Origin of the sequence: Dietzia sp. B32 (genome assembly GCF_024732245.1) — a bacterium.
In the GTDB taxonomy this organism is placed as follows: domain Bacteria; phylum Actinomycetota; class Actinomycetes; order Mycobacteriales; family Mycobacteriaceae; genus Dietzia.
The window spans coordinates 201,762-217,630 of the sequence record NZ_CP093845.1; the positions used below are offsets into that span (position 1 = coordinate 201,762).

Here is a 15,869-nt window from a genome sequence, read left to right on the forward strand (position 1 = left end):
CAGATATTCACACACCCGTTTCCGTAGCGTCTCCGGGCGTCGCCGAATAGACCTCGAGCCCGCCCGCGGCGCGGCGCGCGACCTCGGCTGCCAGTCCGGGCTCGACGGCCCGCACGACGTCCGCGTGTCCGAGGAGGAAGCGGAGCAGCCACGCGCGGTCGTGGTAGGCGATCTCGACGTCCAGATCGCCGTCCGGGCGGCGGATCACGCTGTGGAACCGGAACTCGTCGAGGAACCATGCCGCGGCGGCGGGGACACGGGCGGACTCCAGGCGGATGTCGCCCTCGCCGTCGTCCTGTGGCTCGGGTCCCAGCGCGCGGCGCGGTCCCACCTCCTCGACCCCGCTCATCCGGTCGGTGCGGAAGGTCCGCCACTGCCCGGACTCACGGTCCACCCCGTGGACGTAGGAGTGACCGTCGGCGACGGACAGGCGCGCGGGGTCCACGACCCGGGTCGTGGAGGTGTCGGAGCTGGCCGAGTGGTAGACGAAGCGCAGCGCACGGCCGTCGTGGACGGCGGTGCGGACGACGTCGGCGTCCGCGTCCGGGTCCGAGTCCGGGGTCTCGCGCCGGGCGGCAACCTCTGCGCCACGGTCATCGGCCCCGGTCGCGGTGCGGAGTGTCGCCAGCAGGTCGCGTAGTGCGGACTGGTCGATGACCTCGGGTTGGTCGAGGAACACCGCCAGGCCGGTCTCGAGCGTCACCGCCTCGGCGGCCGTCAACCGGACCGGCCGGTCGATCCCGGCGGTGAAGGTGACCTCGACCAGGTCGGCGTCATCGAGATCCTCGGAGGAGAAGGCGAGGTCGATCAGGTCACCGGGGCCGTACCCGGGCAGACCGCAGGACCACAGTTGCCACAGCGCGGCCCGGAGCTGTGTCTCCGTCAGTCCGAGGTCGCGGGCGGCGTCGGCCACGGGGACCGCACCCCGGGTGTGGAAGTACGGGACCACGCTGAGCAGCGTGGCCAGCGGGACGGAGCGGGCGCTCATCGGGCGGCCTCCTCGGCGGCGGTGAGGATCGACACGACCCGGACACGGAGCTCGGCCGGACGCAGGGCCACGGCGTCCGGGCCCTGGGCGGCCACCAGCGCGGACAGCTCACCGAGCGGCGCGGCGACCTCGAGGTCGACCCCGTCCCTGCCGAACCGCCGGGCGGGGGTCTCGGACCGGGCCATGGCCCGCAGCTCGGCGGCCCTGCCGTCGGCGACCCAGACCGCGGCCTCGAGCAGGGGGTTGAGCCGGGAGACGGCGTCGTCCAGCAACGCGAGGACCCGCTCTGTGGAGGGGACGGGGACGGTCCGTGCGGCGCGCCCGAGTCGCACATCGGAGATGCGGACGAGGCGGAACGTGCGGGGCTCGCCACGGTCGAGATCGTGGCCCACGAGGTACCAGTGCCCGTGGCGGGATCCGGTCCACCACGGTTCGACACGGCGGGCGGTGGGCTCGGCGGCCCCGGCGGGGGTGTGCGAGAAGGTGACGGTCGACCCCTCGGCGATCGCTTCCGCGACCAGGGCGGCGGTGGCGAGCTCGGCCGGGTCCGTCACCGAGACGGTCGCGCCGGCGTCGTGCACGGGGTCGATGCCCGCGGCGGTGAGTTTGGCCAGCGCCCCGTCGGCGCGGGCGGCCCGCTCCCCCTCGCGCCACACCTCGGCCGCGACGGCGAGCACACCGGCCTGCTGGGGCGTGAGGGTGATGTCGGGCAGCTCGTACCCGTGGGCGGGGATCCGGTACCCCGCCGGCGAGCCGGGAGCCAGTGAGGCACCCTGCTCGAGCGGGACTCCGGCATCGCGCAGTTCCCGCTTGTCCCGCTCGAACATCCGGAGGTAGGCGGCGTCGTTCTCGGCGTCGTCGTAGCCCTGGACCATCCTGCGGATCTCCCCCGCCGACAGGAACGCGTTGGTCGACCGGAGGCAGATCACGAGGTTGACCAGACGTTGGGACTTCGAGGTGGGCACGCCTGGAGACGCTATCGTCCGAGCGCGGCGACGAGATCGTCGACACGCGGGTCCTCGTGGGCGAACGGGTCCGTCAGGGCGACCGTGGGCAGGGTGCCGTCGGCGACCTTGAGGTGGACCCAGTCCACGGTGAAGTCGCGCTCGGCGTCCCGGGCGGCCGTGATGAACCTGCCCCGCAGCGCCGCGCGGGTGCTCCCGGGGGCGATGGTGCGGGCCCGCTCCACCTCGGCGTCGTCCACGACGCGGGAGACGAGCCCCCGGCGCTCGAGGACGGAGTGCAGACCGCGGCCGGGGCGCACGTCGTGGTAGGTCAGGTCGATCTGGGACAGCCGGGGGTGATCGAGGTCGACGCCCGTCCTGGACTGGACCTGCCGGATGAGCCGCAGCTTGGCGGCCCAGTCGATGTCGGCGGCGATGGAGTCGTGGTCCCCGGACTCGACGGCGTCGAGCACCCGTTCCCACAGCGCCACGCACCGCTCGATGTCCGGGCGGTCGTCGCGCTCCCATCCCCCGCCCCGGAGGTAGCGGTGGACCGCGGCGAGGAACTCCCGCTGGATCTCCAGCGCCGTCATGGTGGTGCCGTCGGTCATCGCGACGGGCCGGGTGCCGGTGAGGTCGCGGCTGATCTCACGGATCGCCCTGACCGGATGGGCCACGGCCATCGGCCGCAGTTCGACGCCCGCCTCGAGCATCTCCAGCACGAGCCGGGTGCTGGCGATCTTGAGCATCGTGGTGGTCTCGATCATGTTGGAGTCGCCCACGATCACGTGCATGCGCCGGAACCGGGTCGAGTCGGCGTGCGGCTCGTCGCGGGTGTTGATGAGCGGCCGCGAGCGGGTGGTGGCCGACGAGACGCCGTCCCACATGTGCTCGGCGCGCTGGGAGAAGCAGAACGTCGGCTCGTCCGTCTCGCCGAGCCCGACGCCCGAGGGGGTGCCCGGCAGGATCTTCCCGGCGCCGCAGATGAGCTGCCGACTCACCAGGAACGGCAGCAGGGTGGTGGCGATGCTGCGGACCTGGGTGGCACGGTCGAGGAGGTAGTTCTCGTGGCACCCGTAGGAGTTGCCCACCGAGTCGGTGTTGTTCTTGAACAGGTAGACCTTGACGTCGATCCCCTCGGCCGCGAGCGCCTGCTCGGCCTGCAGCGCCAGGTCGTCGACGATCCGCTCCCCCGCCCTGTCGTGTGCGACGAGCTGGCGCAACCCGTCGCATTCGGCGGTCGCGTACTCGGGGTGGGAGCCCACGTCGAGGTAGAGGCGGGAGCCGTTCTCCAGGAAGACGTTGGAGCTGCGCCACCGCTGCACCACGGGCCGGAAGAAGTAGCGGGCGATCTCGTCGGCACCGAGGGAACGCGCGCCGTCACCGCCGACGCTGGTGATCCCGAACTCCGTCTCTATCCCGACGATGCGACGGATCATGGCGGTCTACTGCCCGCCCTTCTGGACGTAGGACTTCACGAACTCCTCGGCGTTGGTCTCGAGGATGTCGTCGATCTCGTCGAGCAGCGAGTCGGCGGAGGTGGTGTCGGCGGCCTTGACGACCTGGCCCGCCTCGTCGTCGCCGTCGGCCGGGCCGCCGGCGTTCTTCTGGATCTGGGACATGGACTGCTCCTTAGCGGTGGGAGGTGGTGGTGTTGGCCCGCGCGGTCACCACGGTGACGGCCCGTCGGGACTGAGGAAATCCGGGTGGGCCTCGCAGAACTCCCGGGTCCCCGTGTAGGGGTCGGTGAGGTCGACGTGGCGCTGGTGGCCGCGGGAGTCGACGACGACGACGAGGTCCCACCCGGCGGAGTGGATGCGGTCTCCGAGTTCGGCGAGGAAGCGTCCCCTCGCCCAGGCCCGCGTTCCGGCGGGCGGGGTCGTGACCGCCGCCTCGACCTCGTCGGCCGTGGTGAGTCGACGCATCGCACCCTTCGCCACGAGACGGTTGTAGAGGCCGCGCTCCGGGTCGATGTCGTGGTACTGGACGTCGATGAGTGCGAGCCGGGCGTGGTCCCAGCCCAGCCCGTCGCGCGCGCGGAACCCCTCGAGCAGACGCAGCTTGGCCGGCCAGTCCAGGCGGTCGGCGCACGACATGGGGTCCTGCTCGAGGGCGTCGAGGATGTCCCGCCACTCGTCGAGGACCTCGGTGGCCCAGCCCGGCCGGCCGGCGCCGTCTCCGACGAGGTCGGCGACGCGGCCCAGGATCTCGCGCTGGAGTCCGATGCCGGTCTGGGCGCGGCCGTCGGGCAGCGGCACCGTGGCGGTCAGGGTCGTGTCGTGGCTGATGACGTGCACCGCCTCGACGGGGTCGACGGGCAGGAGGTCGGAGAAGTCCACGCCCGCCTCGATCGCGTCCAGCACGAGACAGGTCGTGCCGATCTTGAGGTAGGTCGCCAGTTCGGACATGGTCGCGTCGCCGATGATGACGTGCAGGCGTCGCCACGTGTCGTCGGACGCGTGGGGCTCGTCACGGGTGTTGATGATGCCGCGGCGCAGGGTGGTCTCGAGCCCGGTGAGCACTTCGATGTAGTCGGCGCGCTGGGAGAGCTGGAATCCCGCCTTCTCCCCGGACTGTCCGATGCCCACGCGGCCCGCGCCGCAGAACACCTGCCGGGACAGCAGGTGTGGCGCCAGGCTCAGGGTGAGGGCGTCGAAGTCGACGTCCCGGCGGACCAGGTAGTTCTCGTGCGCCCCGTACGAGGCACCCTTGCCGTCGACGTTGTTCTTGTACAGCTTGAGCTCGGCGTTGCCCTCGGTGGCCGAGGACTCGACGCCGGCGCGGTGCATGATCAGCTCCCCCGCCTTGTCCCAGACCACCGCGTCGTGGGGCGAGTCGACCTCGGGTGCGGAGTACTCGGGGTGGGCGTGGTCGACGTAGAACCGTGCGCCGTTGGTCAGCACCCGGTTCGTCACCCCGAACTCGCTCGGGTCGTACGCCCGCGCCGCTCCGAGGTCGAAGCCGCGGGCGTCCCGGAGCGGTGACTCCGAGTCGTAGTCCCAGCGGGTCCCGTCGGCGCCGCCGGCGGACTCGCCGGGGTCCGTGTACGCCTTGATCACCTGGGTGGAGCTGACCACCGAGCTGAGCAGGGGCTGGCCCACCGCGACGATGCCGAACTCGATTTCGGTGCCGATGATCCGGCCGCGCACGACCTCACCCGACGCGTTCTGAACGGGCGGGGTCACTGGTCCGCTCCCCTGGTGGGGATGGAGACGTCGACGACCCGCTCACCGCGCACGCCGGTCAGGCGAGCCCATTCCTGGGGGTTGGAGGTGTTGGGCAGGTCGGCGCTCTCGGCGAACTCCGCGTCGACGGCATCGAGGAAATCGTCGGTGGTCAGGCCCCGGCCGGTGCCGTGGACGATGTCCTTGATCGCCAGCTTCTTCGCGCGGTCCACGATGTTGCGCAGCATCGCACCCGAGGTGAGGTCCGCAAGATACAGCGAGGACCTGCGCCCGGAGGCGTACACGAGGTGCACGTACGTGGTGGACGCGTCGCGGGTGTAGAGCCTGTCGACGATCCGGTCGATGAGGGCCGCCACGTGCCTCTGCACGTCCGCGGCGCCGACCTCGTCCGGGTCGAATCGCAGGTCGGGGGTGATGTACTTGGCCAGGATGTCGGATGCGGCGTCACGGTCGGGCCGGTCGATGCGGATCTTGAGGTCGAGACGACCGGGACGCAGGATGGCCGGGTCGATCATGTCCTCGCGGTTGGAGGCGCCGATCACGATGACGTTGCGCAGATCCTCCACGCCGTCGATCTCCGCCAGCAGCTGGGGCACGATCGTGGTCTCCATGTCCGAGGACACCCCGGAACCGCGGGTACGGAAAATCGAGTCCATCTCGTCGAAGAACACGATGACCGGGTTGCCCTCGGTCGCCTTCTCCCGTGCCCGCTCGAAGATGGAGCGGATGTGCCGCTCGGTCTCGCCGACGTACTTGTTGAGCAGTTCCGGCCCCTTGATGGACAGGAAGTACGAGTTCGGATACCGACCGTCGGACACGTCATCGCCGCGGGAGACCGCCGACGCGCGAGCCAGCGAGTGCGCGACGGCCTTGGCGATGAGGGTCTTACCGCACCCGGGCGGACCGTAGAGCAGGACGCCCTTGGGCGGGGCCAGGTGGAACTCGCGGTAGAGGTCGTGGTGGATGAAGGGCAGCTCGATCGCGTCCCGGATCTGCTCGATCTGCGGGCCGAGACCGCCGATGTCGGAGTACTCGACCATCGGGATCTCCTCCAGGAGGAGCTCGTCGACCTCGGCCTTCGGCACGACCTCGTAGGCCACGCCCGCCTTGGGATCGACCAACACGGCGTCCCCGGGGCGCACCGGGGCCGGGTGCTCGGCCGTGCGCCCGCCCCGCAGCGCGGTGGCGAGCACGACGATGTGCTCCTCGTCGTTGCCCATCACCACGCGGGCGCGGACGCCGTCGGCGAGCACGTCACGGAACACCGCGGTGACCCCGGTGACGGGGAGCTCGCCGGAGACCTCCAGCACGGTCATGGACTCGTTGAGACGCACCGTGGTTCCCGCCGTCAGTTCGGTGGCGTCCACCCCGGGGGCGATCGCGAGACGCATCCGCCTACCCGCGGCCATGACCTCCACGGAGTCCGGGCCGGCGGGACGGGCGAGGACCACGCCGTAGGTGCTGGGCGGGGTACCGAGACGTTCGACCTCGCCCTTGAGGGCCTCGACCTGGTCGCGCGAGTCCTTGAGCAGTTCCGCGAGCCGGACGTTGCGCGCGCCGAGGGCGTCGATCTTGATCGCCTTCTCGCGGTCCGAGCGGGCCCCCTCGTCCACGGCCTTCCGCAGCCGTGCGAGCTCGGCGCGGTCGACGGAGACCCGGTCCTGACCCTGGCCGGCCGGGGAACGTCCCTCGGTCACGCGATCACCTGCCCTCTCGGTCGTCGACGAGTCCCTCGTCGTCGTCGCCTCCACCCTATCGGCCACGCACCGGTGCGGGTTTCCGCGGACCGGGGCGCCGATGATCGGGCGCAGGCGACCCGGGCGAGGGTGATCGGGGCGAAGGTGATCGGGGTGCAGGGTTCGCGGCCGGGCGGTCAGCCCTTGCCGCTGCGTCGTTTGGGCTTGAGGGTGGTCACGCCCTCGGCGAGCCGCCGTGCGGTCACGAGGAACGCCGTGTGGCCCTGCATGCGGTGCTCCGGACGCACGGCCAGACCGACCACGTGCCAGCCGCGGTTGATCGACTCCCACGCCCGGGGCTCGGTCCAGCACTGCTGACGCCGCAGGGCCTCCACGACGTCCGACAACTGGGTCGTGGTGGCCACGTAGGCGACCAGCACACCGCCGGGGACCAACACGTCGCTCACCGTGGGCAGGCATTCCCACGGCGCGAGCATGTCCAGCACAACGCGGTCGACCTGGCCCCCGAGTGCCTCCACGGAGGTCTCGGCCAGGTCCGCGACGCGCAGATCCCAGTTCTCCGGATGCTCGCCGTAGAACGTGCGGACGTTCCGCTCGGCGTGCTCGGCGTGGTCCTCGCGGATCTCGTAGGAGAACACACGCCCCTCGGGGCCCACGGCCCGGAGCAGCGAACAGGTCAGCGCGCCGGACCCAGCGCCGGCCTCCAGCACGCGGGCGCCGGGGAACACGTCGCCCTCGTGCACGATCTGCGCCGCGTCCTTGGGGTAGATCACCTGGGCACCCCGCGGCATGGACAACACGTAGTCCGTGAGCAGAGGACGCAGCGCGAGGTAGTGGGAGTCCTTGGTCGAGGTCACGATCGACCCCTCCGGCGCACCGATGAGGTCGTCGTGGCGGACCGCCCCGTGGTGGGTGAAGAACTCGGCGCCCTCGACGAGGACGACCGTGTACTTGCGTCCCTTGGTGTCGGTGAGTTGGACGCGGTCGCCCACGACGAACGGACCGGATCGCTGCACGGGACCTCCAGGGGGGACATGAGGGCCGGTTGTCCGACCGGTTGTCTACCCTGCCAGGTGTGACGGATCCCCTCGAAATCGGCGGCATCCCGGCGACGGGCGACGTACCCCTGCCGGAACGCAAGCCGCTCGCACTCTCGGCCTCGCGTGCGGCGGACTTCCGCCAGTGCCCGCTGCTGTACCGACTGAGGACCATCGACCGCCTCCCCGAGCCCAAGACCCGGGCGCAGGTCCTCGGCACGGTCGTCCACTCGGTGCTCGAGGAGCTGTACGGACTCGAGCAGTCCGACCGCGCGCCGCAGCGCGCCGCGGATCTGGTCCCCACCGCCGTCGAGCACTTCTACGCGGCGGAGGACGGGGCCGACGTGGTACCCGTGGCCGACCGCCCCGGGTTCGAGGCCGAGGTCGCGGGCCTGGTCTCGGCCCTCTACGGCGTCGAGGACCCGCAGCGCTTCTCCCCCGCTTCGTGCGAGCAGTACCTGCTCACGGCCACTCAGTCGGGCACCCCGCTCCACGGCTACCTCGACCGGGTCGACGTGGCGCCGACCGGCGAGGTCAGGGTCGTCGACTACAAGACCGGCAAGCCCCCGAATCCGCGGTACCAGCACCAGGCGATGTTCCAGATGCGCTTCTACGCCCTGATGTACCACCGCGTCCACGGGGTGCTGCCCGCCCAGCTCAAACTCATCTACCTCAAGAACGGCAGCTGGCTCACCTTCACCCCGGATCACGCATCCCTCGGCGAGACCGAGGCGTCCCTCGACTCGTTGTGGTCGGAGATCGAGCGGGCGGGTGAGACCGGGGACTTCCGCCCCCGGACATCCCGCCTCTGCGACTGGTGCAATCATCGGGCGTTGTGTCCGGCGTTCGGCGGTACCCCGCCGGAGTACCCGGGCTGGCCCGGGACGCGTGTGGTGCCGGCCGGAACGGACACTCTGCTGTCAGGTCAGGGAGAACCGAGGAGAACATGATGACGGAGGCCTACTTCGAGCCGCTGGGAACCGACGACGGCTGGGAGGTCTTCCGAGCAACCCCACACACCGTGAGCGCGTGGGGCCCCGACCTGCAGCACGGGGCCCCGCCGTCCGCCATCCTCACCCGGGCGATGGATCGGCTGGACCCGTCCGACGAGACGCGCATCGCGCGGGTGGCGGTCGATCTGCTGGGTCCGGTGCCACTGGGCGAGCTGCGGACGCGGGCGCGCGTGACCCGACCGGGTCGGCGGATCCAGCTGCTCGAGTCCGAGCTCGAGGCGCAGGGACGGATCGTCGCCCGGGCGAGCGCGTGGCGGATGCTCGTCAGCGACACCGCCGATGTCGAACAGGCGTCCCAGCAGCCCCGCAAGCTGCCGGTCTCGGATCACAACAGTGAGTTCTTCAACCGCTGGACCAGCGGATACATCGACTCCCTCGAGATCCGTGGCGCTTCGGACGGGACGGTGTGGGCCCGCCCCACCCTGCCGCTGGTGGCCGGCGAGGAGACGAGCCCCGCCGAGCACGTGATGTGCGTCGCGGACATCGCCAACGGGGTCGGGGCGGTCCTCGAGCCCGAGCAGTGGCGTTTCCTCAACACCGACGTGGTGACGCACCTGCACCGCCGGCCCGTCGGTCAGTGGATCGGCGTGTCGGCGCAGGCCTCGATCGGCCCCGACGGGGTGGGCGCGACCTCCGGGACGCTCTTCGACGAGGTCGGCGCGATCGGTCACACCCTGCAGGCACTGCTCGTCGAGCGGGTCTGATCGGGCCCGGTCAGAGCGCTGGAATCCGCTACTGCGACTTCGGATCCGCTGCCCCTGTGCGGGTAGCGGATCCGAAAAAGGAGTAGCGGATTTTCTCGGTTGTCAGCCCATCCGGCAGGAACGGATATCGGTCGCGATGACCGACTTCGCCCCGGCCGCGGCGAGCTCGTCCATGATCGAGTTGACCCGCTTGCGCGGAACCATCGACCGGACCGCGATCCACGCAGGGTCGGCCATCGGCGAGACCGTGGGCGACTCGATGCCCGGCGTGATCGCGGAGACGTCGGCGAGGAGATCCTTGGGGCAGTTGTAGTCGAGCATCATGTACTGCTGGGCGAACACCACACCCTGTAGACGTGCCCTGAGCTGCGCCATGGCCGCGGACACCTCGGCGTCCGAACGGGAGATCAGGACGCCGGACGAGTCGCACAGGATGTCGCCGAACGCCTCGAGGCCGTGGACCTTGAGCGTCCGTCCGGACCCCACGACGTCGGCGATGCAGTCCGCCACTCCCAGTTGGATGGAGATCTCCACGGCGCCGTCCAGGCGGATGACCTCCGCCTCGATCCCCCGCTCCTGGAGGTCCCGACGGACGATATTGGGGTACGAGGTCGCGATCCGGGCGCCGGCGAGCCGATCCGTGGACCATCCCGCCCCTGCGGGACCGGCATAACGGAACGTGGAGTGACCGAAGCCCAGATCGAGGAGCTCGTCGACCTCGGCCATGGAGTCGGCGGCCAGATCCCGGCCGGTGATCCCCATCTCGAGGCGGCCGGATCCGACGTAGACGGCGATGTCCTTGGGGCGCAGGAAGAAGAACTCGACGTCGTTGTCCGGGTCGATCAGCGTGAGATCCTTGCTCCCCTCGTGGCGACGCCGGTAGCCCGCCTCGGCGAGCATCTCGGAAGCGGACTCGGACAGTGCGCCCTTGTTGGGCAGTGCGACGCGCAGCATGACGGGGGCTCCGGGATCTGTGAGCGTGGGGGTGGACGGGAGGCGGGGACTAGAGATGTCGGTAGACGTCCTCGAGGCTCAGTCCGCGCTTGAGCATCATGACCTGGGTCCAGTACATGAGCTGGGAGATCTCCTCCGCCAGTTCCTCGTCGGACTGGTACTCGGCGGCGATCCAGACCTCACCCGCCTCCTCGATGACCTTCTTGCCCAGATGGTGCACACCCTTGTCGAACGCGGCGACGGTGCCGGACCCCTCGGGGCGCGCGACGATGCGCTCGGACAGCTCGGTGAACAGCGAGTCGAAGGTCTTCACGTGCTCGATTGTCCCACAGCCGTACGCGCGGGTGTGCCGGAGGTGAGGGCGTGGAGCGCGGCGGTGTCGACCCCGTCCAGCGTCGTGTGGGTGTGCGCGCCGGGGACGTCGGGCTGCCCGTCGGTCGACGGGATGTAGAGCACGCGGCACCCGGCGGCGACCGCAGCGGTCGCACCGGTGACGGAATCCTCCACCGCCACCGCCTCACCGGGATCCACCCCGAGGCGGGCACAGGCCAGCAGGTACGGGTCCGGTGCGGGCTTGGCGTCGGCGACCATGCAGCCCGTGACGACCACGTCGAAGCGGGAGCGGTCGATGAACTCCAGGGGCACCACCGCGACATCGGCGGTGGTGTTGGTGACCAACGCGACCCGTGTCCCCGTCGAGGCGATGTCGGCGAGGAGGTCCTCGGCGCCCGGACGCCACCTCATATCGGTACGCATCAGCTCGGTGACACGGGAGTTGAGGCGGTGGGCCAGGCGATCGAACTCCTCGCCCTCGATCCGGCGTCCCGTGTATTCGCCGAGGATCTCGAAGAACCCGTGGAGAGAGTTACCGAGGGTCCGCTCGCGGGTCGTCTCGTCGAGGGGGCGTCCCATGTACTCGGCGAGCTCGTACACGGCGATGTCCCACAACCGTTCGGTGTCGACAAGGGTGCCGTCCATGTCGAGACACACGGCGGCCGGAACACGGTCAGGGGACGGAATACGGTCAGGGGAAATGCTGGTCACGGCACCTGTCTACCCGAGCCGGGTGAACCGGGGGTGACGCGAGGGACCCTGCGGGGATCCGTCCGCCGGAGTCGCGTCAGCAGTCCCGTGGGGGAACGATGAACCGTTCGGTATGGGTGAAGGACGCGAACGGTACGACCGAGCCCGGCGCGAACGTGGGGAGAGCGGACTTGCTGGCGGTGATGGTGACCGCCACCCACCCGCGCCCGGTGTGCGTGGCCCCGACGCCCACCTCCGGACCGGTCGACTGGACCGTCTGCGTCCCCCGGGCGTCGGTGTCGATGTTGTGCCACGAGACCGTCGCCGAGTTGAAGGGGAACATCGCGGCCGAGAAGTCGAAGGATCCGATCGGCTGGTCGAGGTCCCGGGCGTTCGCCGCGATGGACTGGTGGAACGCGTCGTCACCACCCCGCAGGCAGCTGCTCAGGACACCGAACCGGATGGTGTGTTCGCCGCCGAGGGGATACGGCAGACGCACGTCCCACGCGGGCGACTCGCGCCACACCTGGGCGACGGCCGCCGGAGCGGTCGCCACAGCCGCTCCACCTGCGAGCAGGGTCGCCATACAGGCGAGAGCGGCAGATCTACGGACGGTGGTCATGATGACTCCTTCTCCGGACTGGATGTGATCGTACTCACATCATTGTGTCGAAGAAAGCTCCCGCAGTATCAAGGACTGTTATCGCCTGGTGCCGGCCGCGGGCCGGGGTTCCGGCCCGCGGCGATCAGACGTTGAAGTACTTCGCCTCCGGGTGGTAGAGCACGAACGCGTCGGTCGACTGCTCGGGATGCAGCTGCAGTTCCTCGGAGAGTTCGACGCCGATGCGCTCGGGCTCGAGCAGGTCCACGACGACCTTGCGTGACTCCAGGTCCGGGCAGGCGCCGTAGCCGAAGCTGTAGCGGGCGCCCCGGTACTTGAGGTTGAAGTACTCCTCGATGCTGTCCGGGTCCTCGTCGGAGACCGAGCCCTCTGGCAGTCGGAGTTCGTCGCGGACGCGCCGGTGCCAGAACTCGGCGAGGGCCTCGGTGAGCTGGACGGACAGGCCGTGCACCTCGAGGTAGTCACGGTAGTTGTCGGCGGCGAAGAGTTCGTTGGCGAAGTCGGCGATGGGCTTGCCCATCGTGACCAACTGGAACGGCAGGACGTCCACCACTCCCTCGGCCTCGCACCGCTCCTTGGAGGCCACGAAGTCGGGGATGGCCAGGAAGCGCGAACGCTGTTGGCGCGGGAACGCGATCCTGTGGAGCACCTCGGCGTCCGGGCGCGGCTCGGCGAGGATCCAGATCTCGTCACCGACCGAGTAGGCCGGGAAGTAGCCGTACACGACGGCGGAGTGGGACAGGATGTTCTCCGTGGTCAGACGGTCGATCCACGCACGCATGCGGGGTCGACCCTCGGTGGCCACGAGTTCCTCGTAGTCCGGCCCCTCCCCGCTGCGGGTGCCGCGCAGGCCCCACTGACCGAAGTACAGGGCACGTTCGTCCAGGTGACCGGCGTAGTCGGCCACCGGGATCCCCTTGGCGATCCGGGTCCCCCAGAAGGGAGGAGTCGCGATCGGCTGGTCAGCCGCGACATCCGACCGCTCGGGGACCACGACGGGCTCGGCCTCGGCCGCGCGCTTGGCGGCGATCCGCTCGCTGCGCTCACGGCGTTCACGACGCTCCGCCGCCTTGGCCGCGGACTCCGACGACTGCGACATCGGGACCCCGGTGCGCTTGGACGTCATCACCTCGTCCATGAGCCGCAGGCCCTCGAACGCGTCCCGCGCGTAGAACACCTCGCCCTGGTACATCCCCGCCAGGTCGACCTCGACGTAGGACCGGGTCAGCGCGGCCCCGCCGAGCAGGACCGGGAACTCGGTGGCGATGCCCTCCGAGTTGAGCTCGGCGAGGTTGTCCTTCATCACCACGGTCGATTTCACCAGCAGGCCGGACATGCCGATCACGTCGGCCTTGTGCTCGCGGGCCGCCGAGATGATCTCCGAGATCGGCTGCTTGATGCCGATGTTGACCACGTCGTACCCGTTGTTGGACAGGATAATGTCCACGAGGTTCTTGCCGATGTCGTGCACGTCGCCCTTGACCGTGGCCAGGACGATGCGGCCCTTGCCGTCCTCGTCGCTGGCCTCCATGTGGGGTTCCAGATGCGCGACAGCGGCCTTCATGGTCTCCGCCGACTGCAGCACGAACGGCAGCTGCATCTGGCCGGAACCGAAGAGCTCACCGACGGTCTTCATCCCACCGAGCAGGTGGGTGTTGATGATCTCCAGCGGGGGCATCTCGGCCATCGCGGCGTCGAGGTCGGCCTCGAGACCCTTGCGCTCGCCGTCGACGATCCGCGCCGCCAGGCGCTCCATGAGCGGCATCGCGGCGAGCTCCGCCGCCCGTGCATCCTTCGCCCCGGCCGCGGAGACGCCCTCGAACAGCTCCATGAACACTTGGAGCGGGTCGTATCCCTCACGGCGGCGGTCGTACACCAGGTCCAGGGCGACCTCACGTTGCCGCTCGTCGATCTTGTTCATCGGCAGGATCTTGGAGCTGTGCGCGATCGCGGTGTCCAGGCCCGCCTGGATGCACTCGTGCAGGAACACGGAGTTGAGCACCTGGCGGGCGGCCGGGTTGAGGCCGAACGAGATGTTCGACAACCCCAGCGTGGTGTGGATCCTCGGGTGCGAGCCGGTGAGCCGACGGATGGCCTCGATCGTCTCGATGCCGTCCTTGCGGACCTCCTCCTGACCGGTCGAGATGGGGAAGGTCAGACAGTCGATGATGATGTCGTCCTCCGCCACCCCCCAGTTGCCGGTGAGGTCGGCGATGAGCCGCTCGGCGATCTCGACCTTGCGGTCAGCGGTGCGCGCCTGGCCCTCCTCGTCGATGGTGAGCCCGACGACGGCGGCACCGTGCCGGGAGACGAGCTGCATGATCCGCTGGAAGCGGGACTCCGGCCCGTCTCCGTCCTCGTAGTTCACCGAGTTGACCGCGCAGCGGCCCCCCAGCTTCTCCAGGCCGGCCTCGATGACGCCGGGCTCGGTCGAGTCCAGCATGATCGGCAGGGTCGAGGAGGTGGCCAGCCGTCCGGCCAGCTCCCTCATGTCGTCGGAGCCGTCCCGGCCGACGTAGTCGACACACAGGTCGACCATCTGCGCACCGTCGCGCATCTGTTCCTTGGCGATGTCCATGCAGGTGTCCCAGTCACCGGCGAGCATGGCCTCGCGGAACCGCTTGGAACCGTTGGCGTTGGTGCGCTCACCGATCATGAGGATCCCGGCGTCGGCGCGCAGCGGGGTCGAGGTGTACAGCGAGGCGACCGCGTTGACGGGCTCCACCTGACGCTCGGCCTTCTCGCGGCCCAGGACCTCTTCCCGGAGGCGGGTGATGTGCTCGGGCGTGGTTCCGCAGCAACCACCGACCATCGACAGCCCGAACTCGGAGACGAAGTCGGCGACCTGCGGCGCGAACGCCTCCGCGCCCAGCGGGTAGACGGCGCCGTGCTCGCCGAGCTCCGGCAGACCCGCGTTGGGCATGACGGACACCGGGATCCCGGCGTGCCGGGACAGGAACCGGAGGTGTTCGATCATCTCGGCCGGGCCCGTGGCGCAGTTGAGGCCGATCATGTCGATCCCCAGCGGCTCCAGCGCGGTGAGGGCCGCGCCGATGTCGGACCCGAGGAGCATCGTGCCGGTGGTCTCGATCGTGACGTGGGAGATGATCGGCAGCCGACGTCCGGCGGCGGCCATCCCGTCCTGACACCCCAGCACCGCGGCCTTCACCTGGAGCAGGTCCTGGCTCGTCTCGATGAGGTACGCATCGGCGCCCCCGCGGGCCAGTCCCTCGGCGGCCCGGGCGTAGGCGTCCCGCATCTCATCGAAGGTGGTCTGCCCAAGTGAGGGCAGCTTGGTGCCCGGCCCGAGGGAGCCCAGCACCATCCGGGGGGTCCCGTCCTCGGACGGACCCATCTCGTCCGCGACCTTGCGGGCGATCGCCGCACCCTTCTCGGCGAGCTCGCCGATCCGGTCGACGATGTCGTAGTCCCCCAGGTTGGACAGGTTGCACCCGAAGGTGTTGGTCTCGACCAGGTCGGCGCCGGCGGTGAAAAACGCCCGGTGGATGTCCTCCACCACGTCCGGACGGGTGGCGTTGAGGATCTCGTTACATCCCTCCAGGCCCAGGAAGTCCGCATCCACATCCAGGTCGACGGCCTGCAGCATCGTGCCCATCGCCCCGTCACCGATCAGTACTCGCCGACGGGCGGCATCCAATAAGGGCGAATCGAAATCGACAGACATGGGCCCAGTGTATGGGT

At 69.9% G+C, this 15,869-nt stretch carries 14 protein-coding genes; 2 read left to right on the forward strand and 12 right to left on the reverse strand.

What is annotated here, in order from left to right:
- Positions 1 to 7: 7 nt before the first annotated feature.
- The 7 genes from L8M95_RS00990 to L8M95_RS01020 form a co-directional block, all read right to left on the reverse strand.
- Complete coding sequence (locus L8M95_RS00990) at positions 8 to 988, reverse strand: YafY family protein (RefSeq protein WP_260487497.1); 981 nt, start codon at positions 986 to 988, stop codon at positions 8 to 10.
- On the reverse strand, positions 985 to 1,953 hold the full coding sequence (locus tag L8M95_RS00995; RefSeq protein ID WP_260487498.1) for a YafY family protein: 969 nt from the start codon (positions 1,951 to 1,953) through the stop codon (positions 985 to 987). Before L8M95_RS00995 ends, L8M95_RS00990 begins: the two co-directional genes overlap by 4 nt.
- 11 nt (positions 1,954 to 1,964) lie before the next feature.
- Positions 1,965 to 3,371, reverse strand: a complete 1,407-nt coding sequence (gene pafA, locus L8M95_RS01000; protein ID WP_260487499.1) for a Pup--protein ligase — start codon at positions 3,369 to 3,371, stop codon at positions 1,965 to 1,967.
- A 6-nt stretch (positions 3,372 to 3,377) separates the two neighbouring features.
- Positions 3,378 to 3,554, reverse strand: a complete 177-nt coding sequence (locus L8M95_RS01005) for a ubiquitin-like protein Pup (protein WP_260487500.1) — start codon at positions 3,552 to 3,554, stop codon at positions 3,378 to 3,380.
- Between the two features lie 45 nt (positions 3,555 to 3,599).
- A complete protein-coding gene (dop, locus tag L8M95_RS01010; RefSeq protein ID WP_260487501.1) occupies positions 3,600 to 5,117 on the reverse strand; it encodes a depupylase/deamidase Dop in 1,518 nt (505 codons plus the stop codon).
- A complete protein-coding gene (arc, locus tag L8M95_RS01015; protein WP_396119723.1) occupies positions 5,114 to 6,742 on the reverse strand; it encodes a proteasome ATPase in 1,629 nt (542 codons plus the stop codon). The genes dop and arc overlap by 4 nt, the downstream gene beginning before the upstream one ends.
- A 248-nt stretch (positions 6,743 to 6,990) precedes the next feature.
- Entirely contained in the window at positions 6,991 to 7,830 is an 840-nt protein-coding gene (locus L8M95_RS01020; RefSeq protein ID WP_069390069.1) for a tRNA (adenine-N1)-methyltransferase, read from the reverse strand.
- Between the two features lie 59 nt (positions 7,831 to 7,889).
- Between L8M95_RS01020 and L8M95_RS01025 the strand changes: the two genes are divergently transcribed.
- Positions 7,890 to 8,801 (forward strand): RecB family exonuclease, encoded by a 912-nt coding sequence (locus L8M95_RS01025; protein ID WP_260487503.1) that lies wholly within the window; start codon positions 7,890 to 7,892, stop codon positions 8,799 to 8,801.
- A complete protein-coding gene (locus L8M95_RS01030) occupies positions 8,801 to 9,568 on the forward strand; it encodes a thioesterase family protein (RefSeq protein WP_260487504.1) in 768 nt (255 codons plus the stop codon). Before L8M95_RS01025 ends, L8M95_RS01030 begins: the two co-directional genes overlap by 1 nt.
- Before the next feature lie 102 nt (positions 9,569 to 9,670).
- Here the strand turns inward: L8M95_RS01030 and hisG are convergent, their stop codons facing one another.
- The 5 genes from hisG to metH form a co-directional block, all read right to left on the reverse strand.
- Entirely contained in the window at positions 9,671 to 10,522 is an 852-nt protein-coding gene (gene hisG, locus L8M95_RS01035) for an ATP phosphoribosyltransferase (protein ID WP_154830715.1), read from the reverse strand.
- A 49-nt stretch (positions 10,523 to 10,571) separates the two neighbouring features.
- Positions 10,572 to 10,835 carry a phosphoribosyl-ATP diphosphatase gene (locus L8M95_RS01040; protein WP_260487505.1) on the reverse strand — a complete coding sequence of 88 codons (264 nt, stop codon included), beginning with the start codon at positions 10,833 to 10,835 and terminating at the stop codon, positions 10,572 to 10,574.
- Positions 10,832 to 11,566 carry an HAD family phosphatase gene (locus tag L8M95_RS01045; protein WP_260487506.1) on the reverse strand — a complete coding sequence of 245 codons (735 nt, stop codon included), beginning with the start codon at positions 11,564 to 11,566 and terminating at the stop codon, positions 10,832 to 10,834. The genes L8M95_RS01040 and L8M95_RS01045 overlap by 4 nt, the downstream gene beginning before the upstream one ends.
- 76 nt (positions 11,567 to 11,642) lie before the next feature.
- Positions 11,643 to 12,167, reverse strand: coding sequence for a hypothetical protein (locus L8M95_RS01050; protein ID WP_260487507.1), 525 nt, complete (start codon positions 12,165 to 12,167; stop codon positions 11,643 to 11,645).
- A gap of 124 nt (positions 12,168 to 12,291) precedes the next feature.
- Positions 12,292 to 15,852: a methionine synthase gene (gene metH, locus L8M95_RS01055; RefSeq protein WP_260487508.1), complete on the reverse strand. Its 3,561-nt coding sequence runs from the start codon at positions 15,850 to 15,852 to the stop codon at positions 12,292 to 12,294.
- Between the last annotated feature and the right edge of the window lie 17 nt (positions 15,853 to 15,869).

What these genes read in the sequence shown, in the direction of transcription:
- L8M95_RS00990 (WP_260487497.1), bottom strand. Translation starts at nt 988, where the DNA reads ATGAGCGCCCGCTCCGTCCCGCTGGCCACGCTGCTCAGCGTGGTCCCG.
- pafA (WP_260487499.1), bottom strand. Translation starts at nt 3,371, where the DNA reads ATGATCCGTCGCATCGTCGGGATAGAGACGGAGTTCGGGATCACCAGC.
- L8M95_RS01005 (WP_260487500.1), bottom strand. Translation starts at nt 3,554, where the DNA reads ATGTCCCAGATCCAGAAGAACGCCGGCGGCCCGGCCGACGGCGACGAC.
- L8M95_RS01030 (WP_260487504.1), top strand. Translation starts at nt 8,801, where the DNA reads ATGACGGAGGCCTACTTCGAGCCGCTGGGAACCGACGACGGCTGGGAG.
- hisG (WP_154830715.1), bottom strand. Translation starts at nt 10,522, where the DNA reads ATGCTGCGCGTCGCACTGCCCAACAAGGGCGCACTGTCCGAGTCCGCT.
- L8M95_RS01050 (WP_260487507.1), bottom strand. Translation starts at nt 12,167, where the DNA reads ATGACCACCGTCCGTAGATCTGCCGCTCTCGCCTGTATGGCGACCCTG.
- metH (WP_260487508.1), bottom strand. Translation starts at nt 15,852, where the DNA reads ATGTCTGTCGATTTCGATTCGCCCTTATTGGATGCCGCCCGTCGGCGA.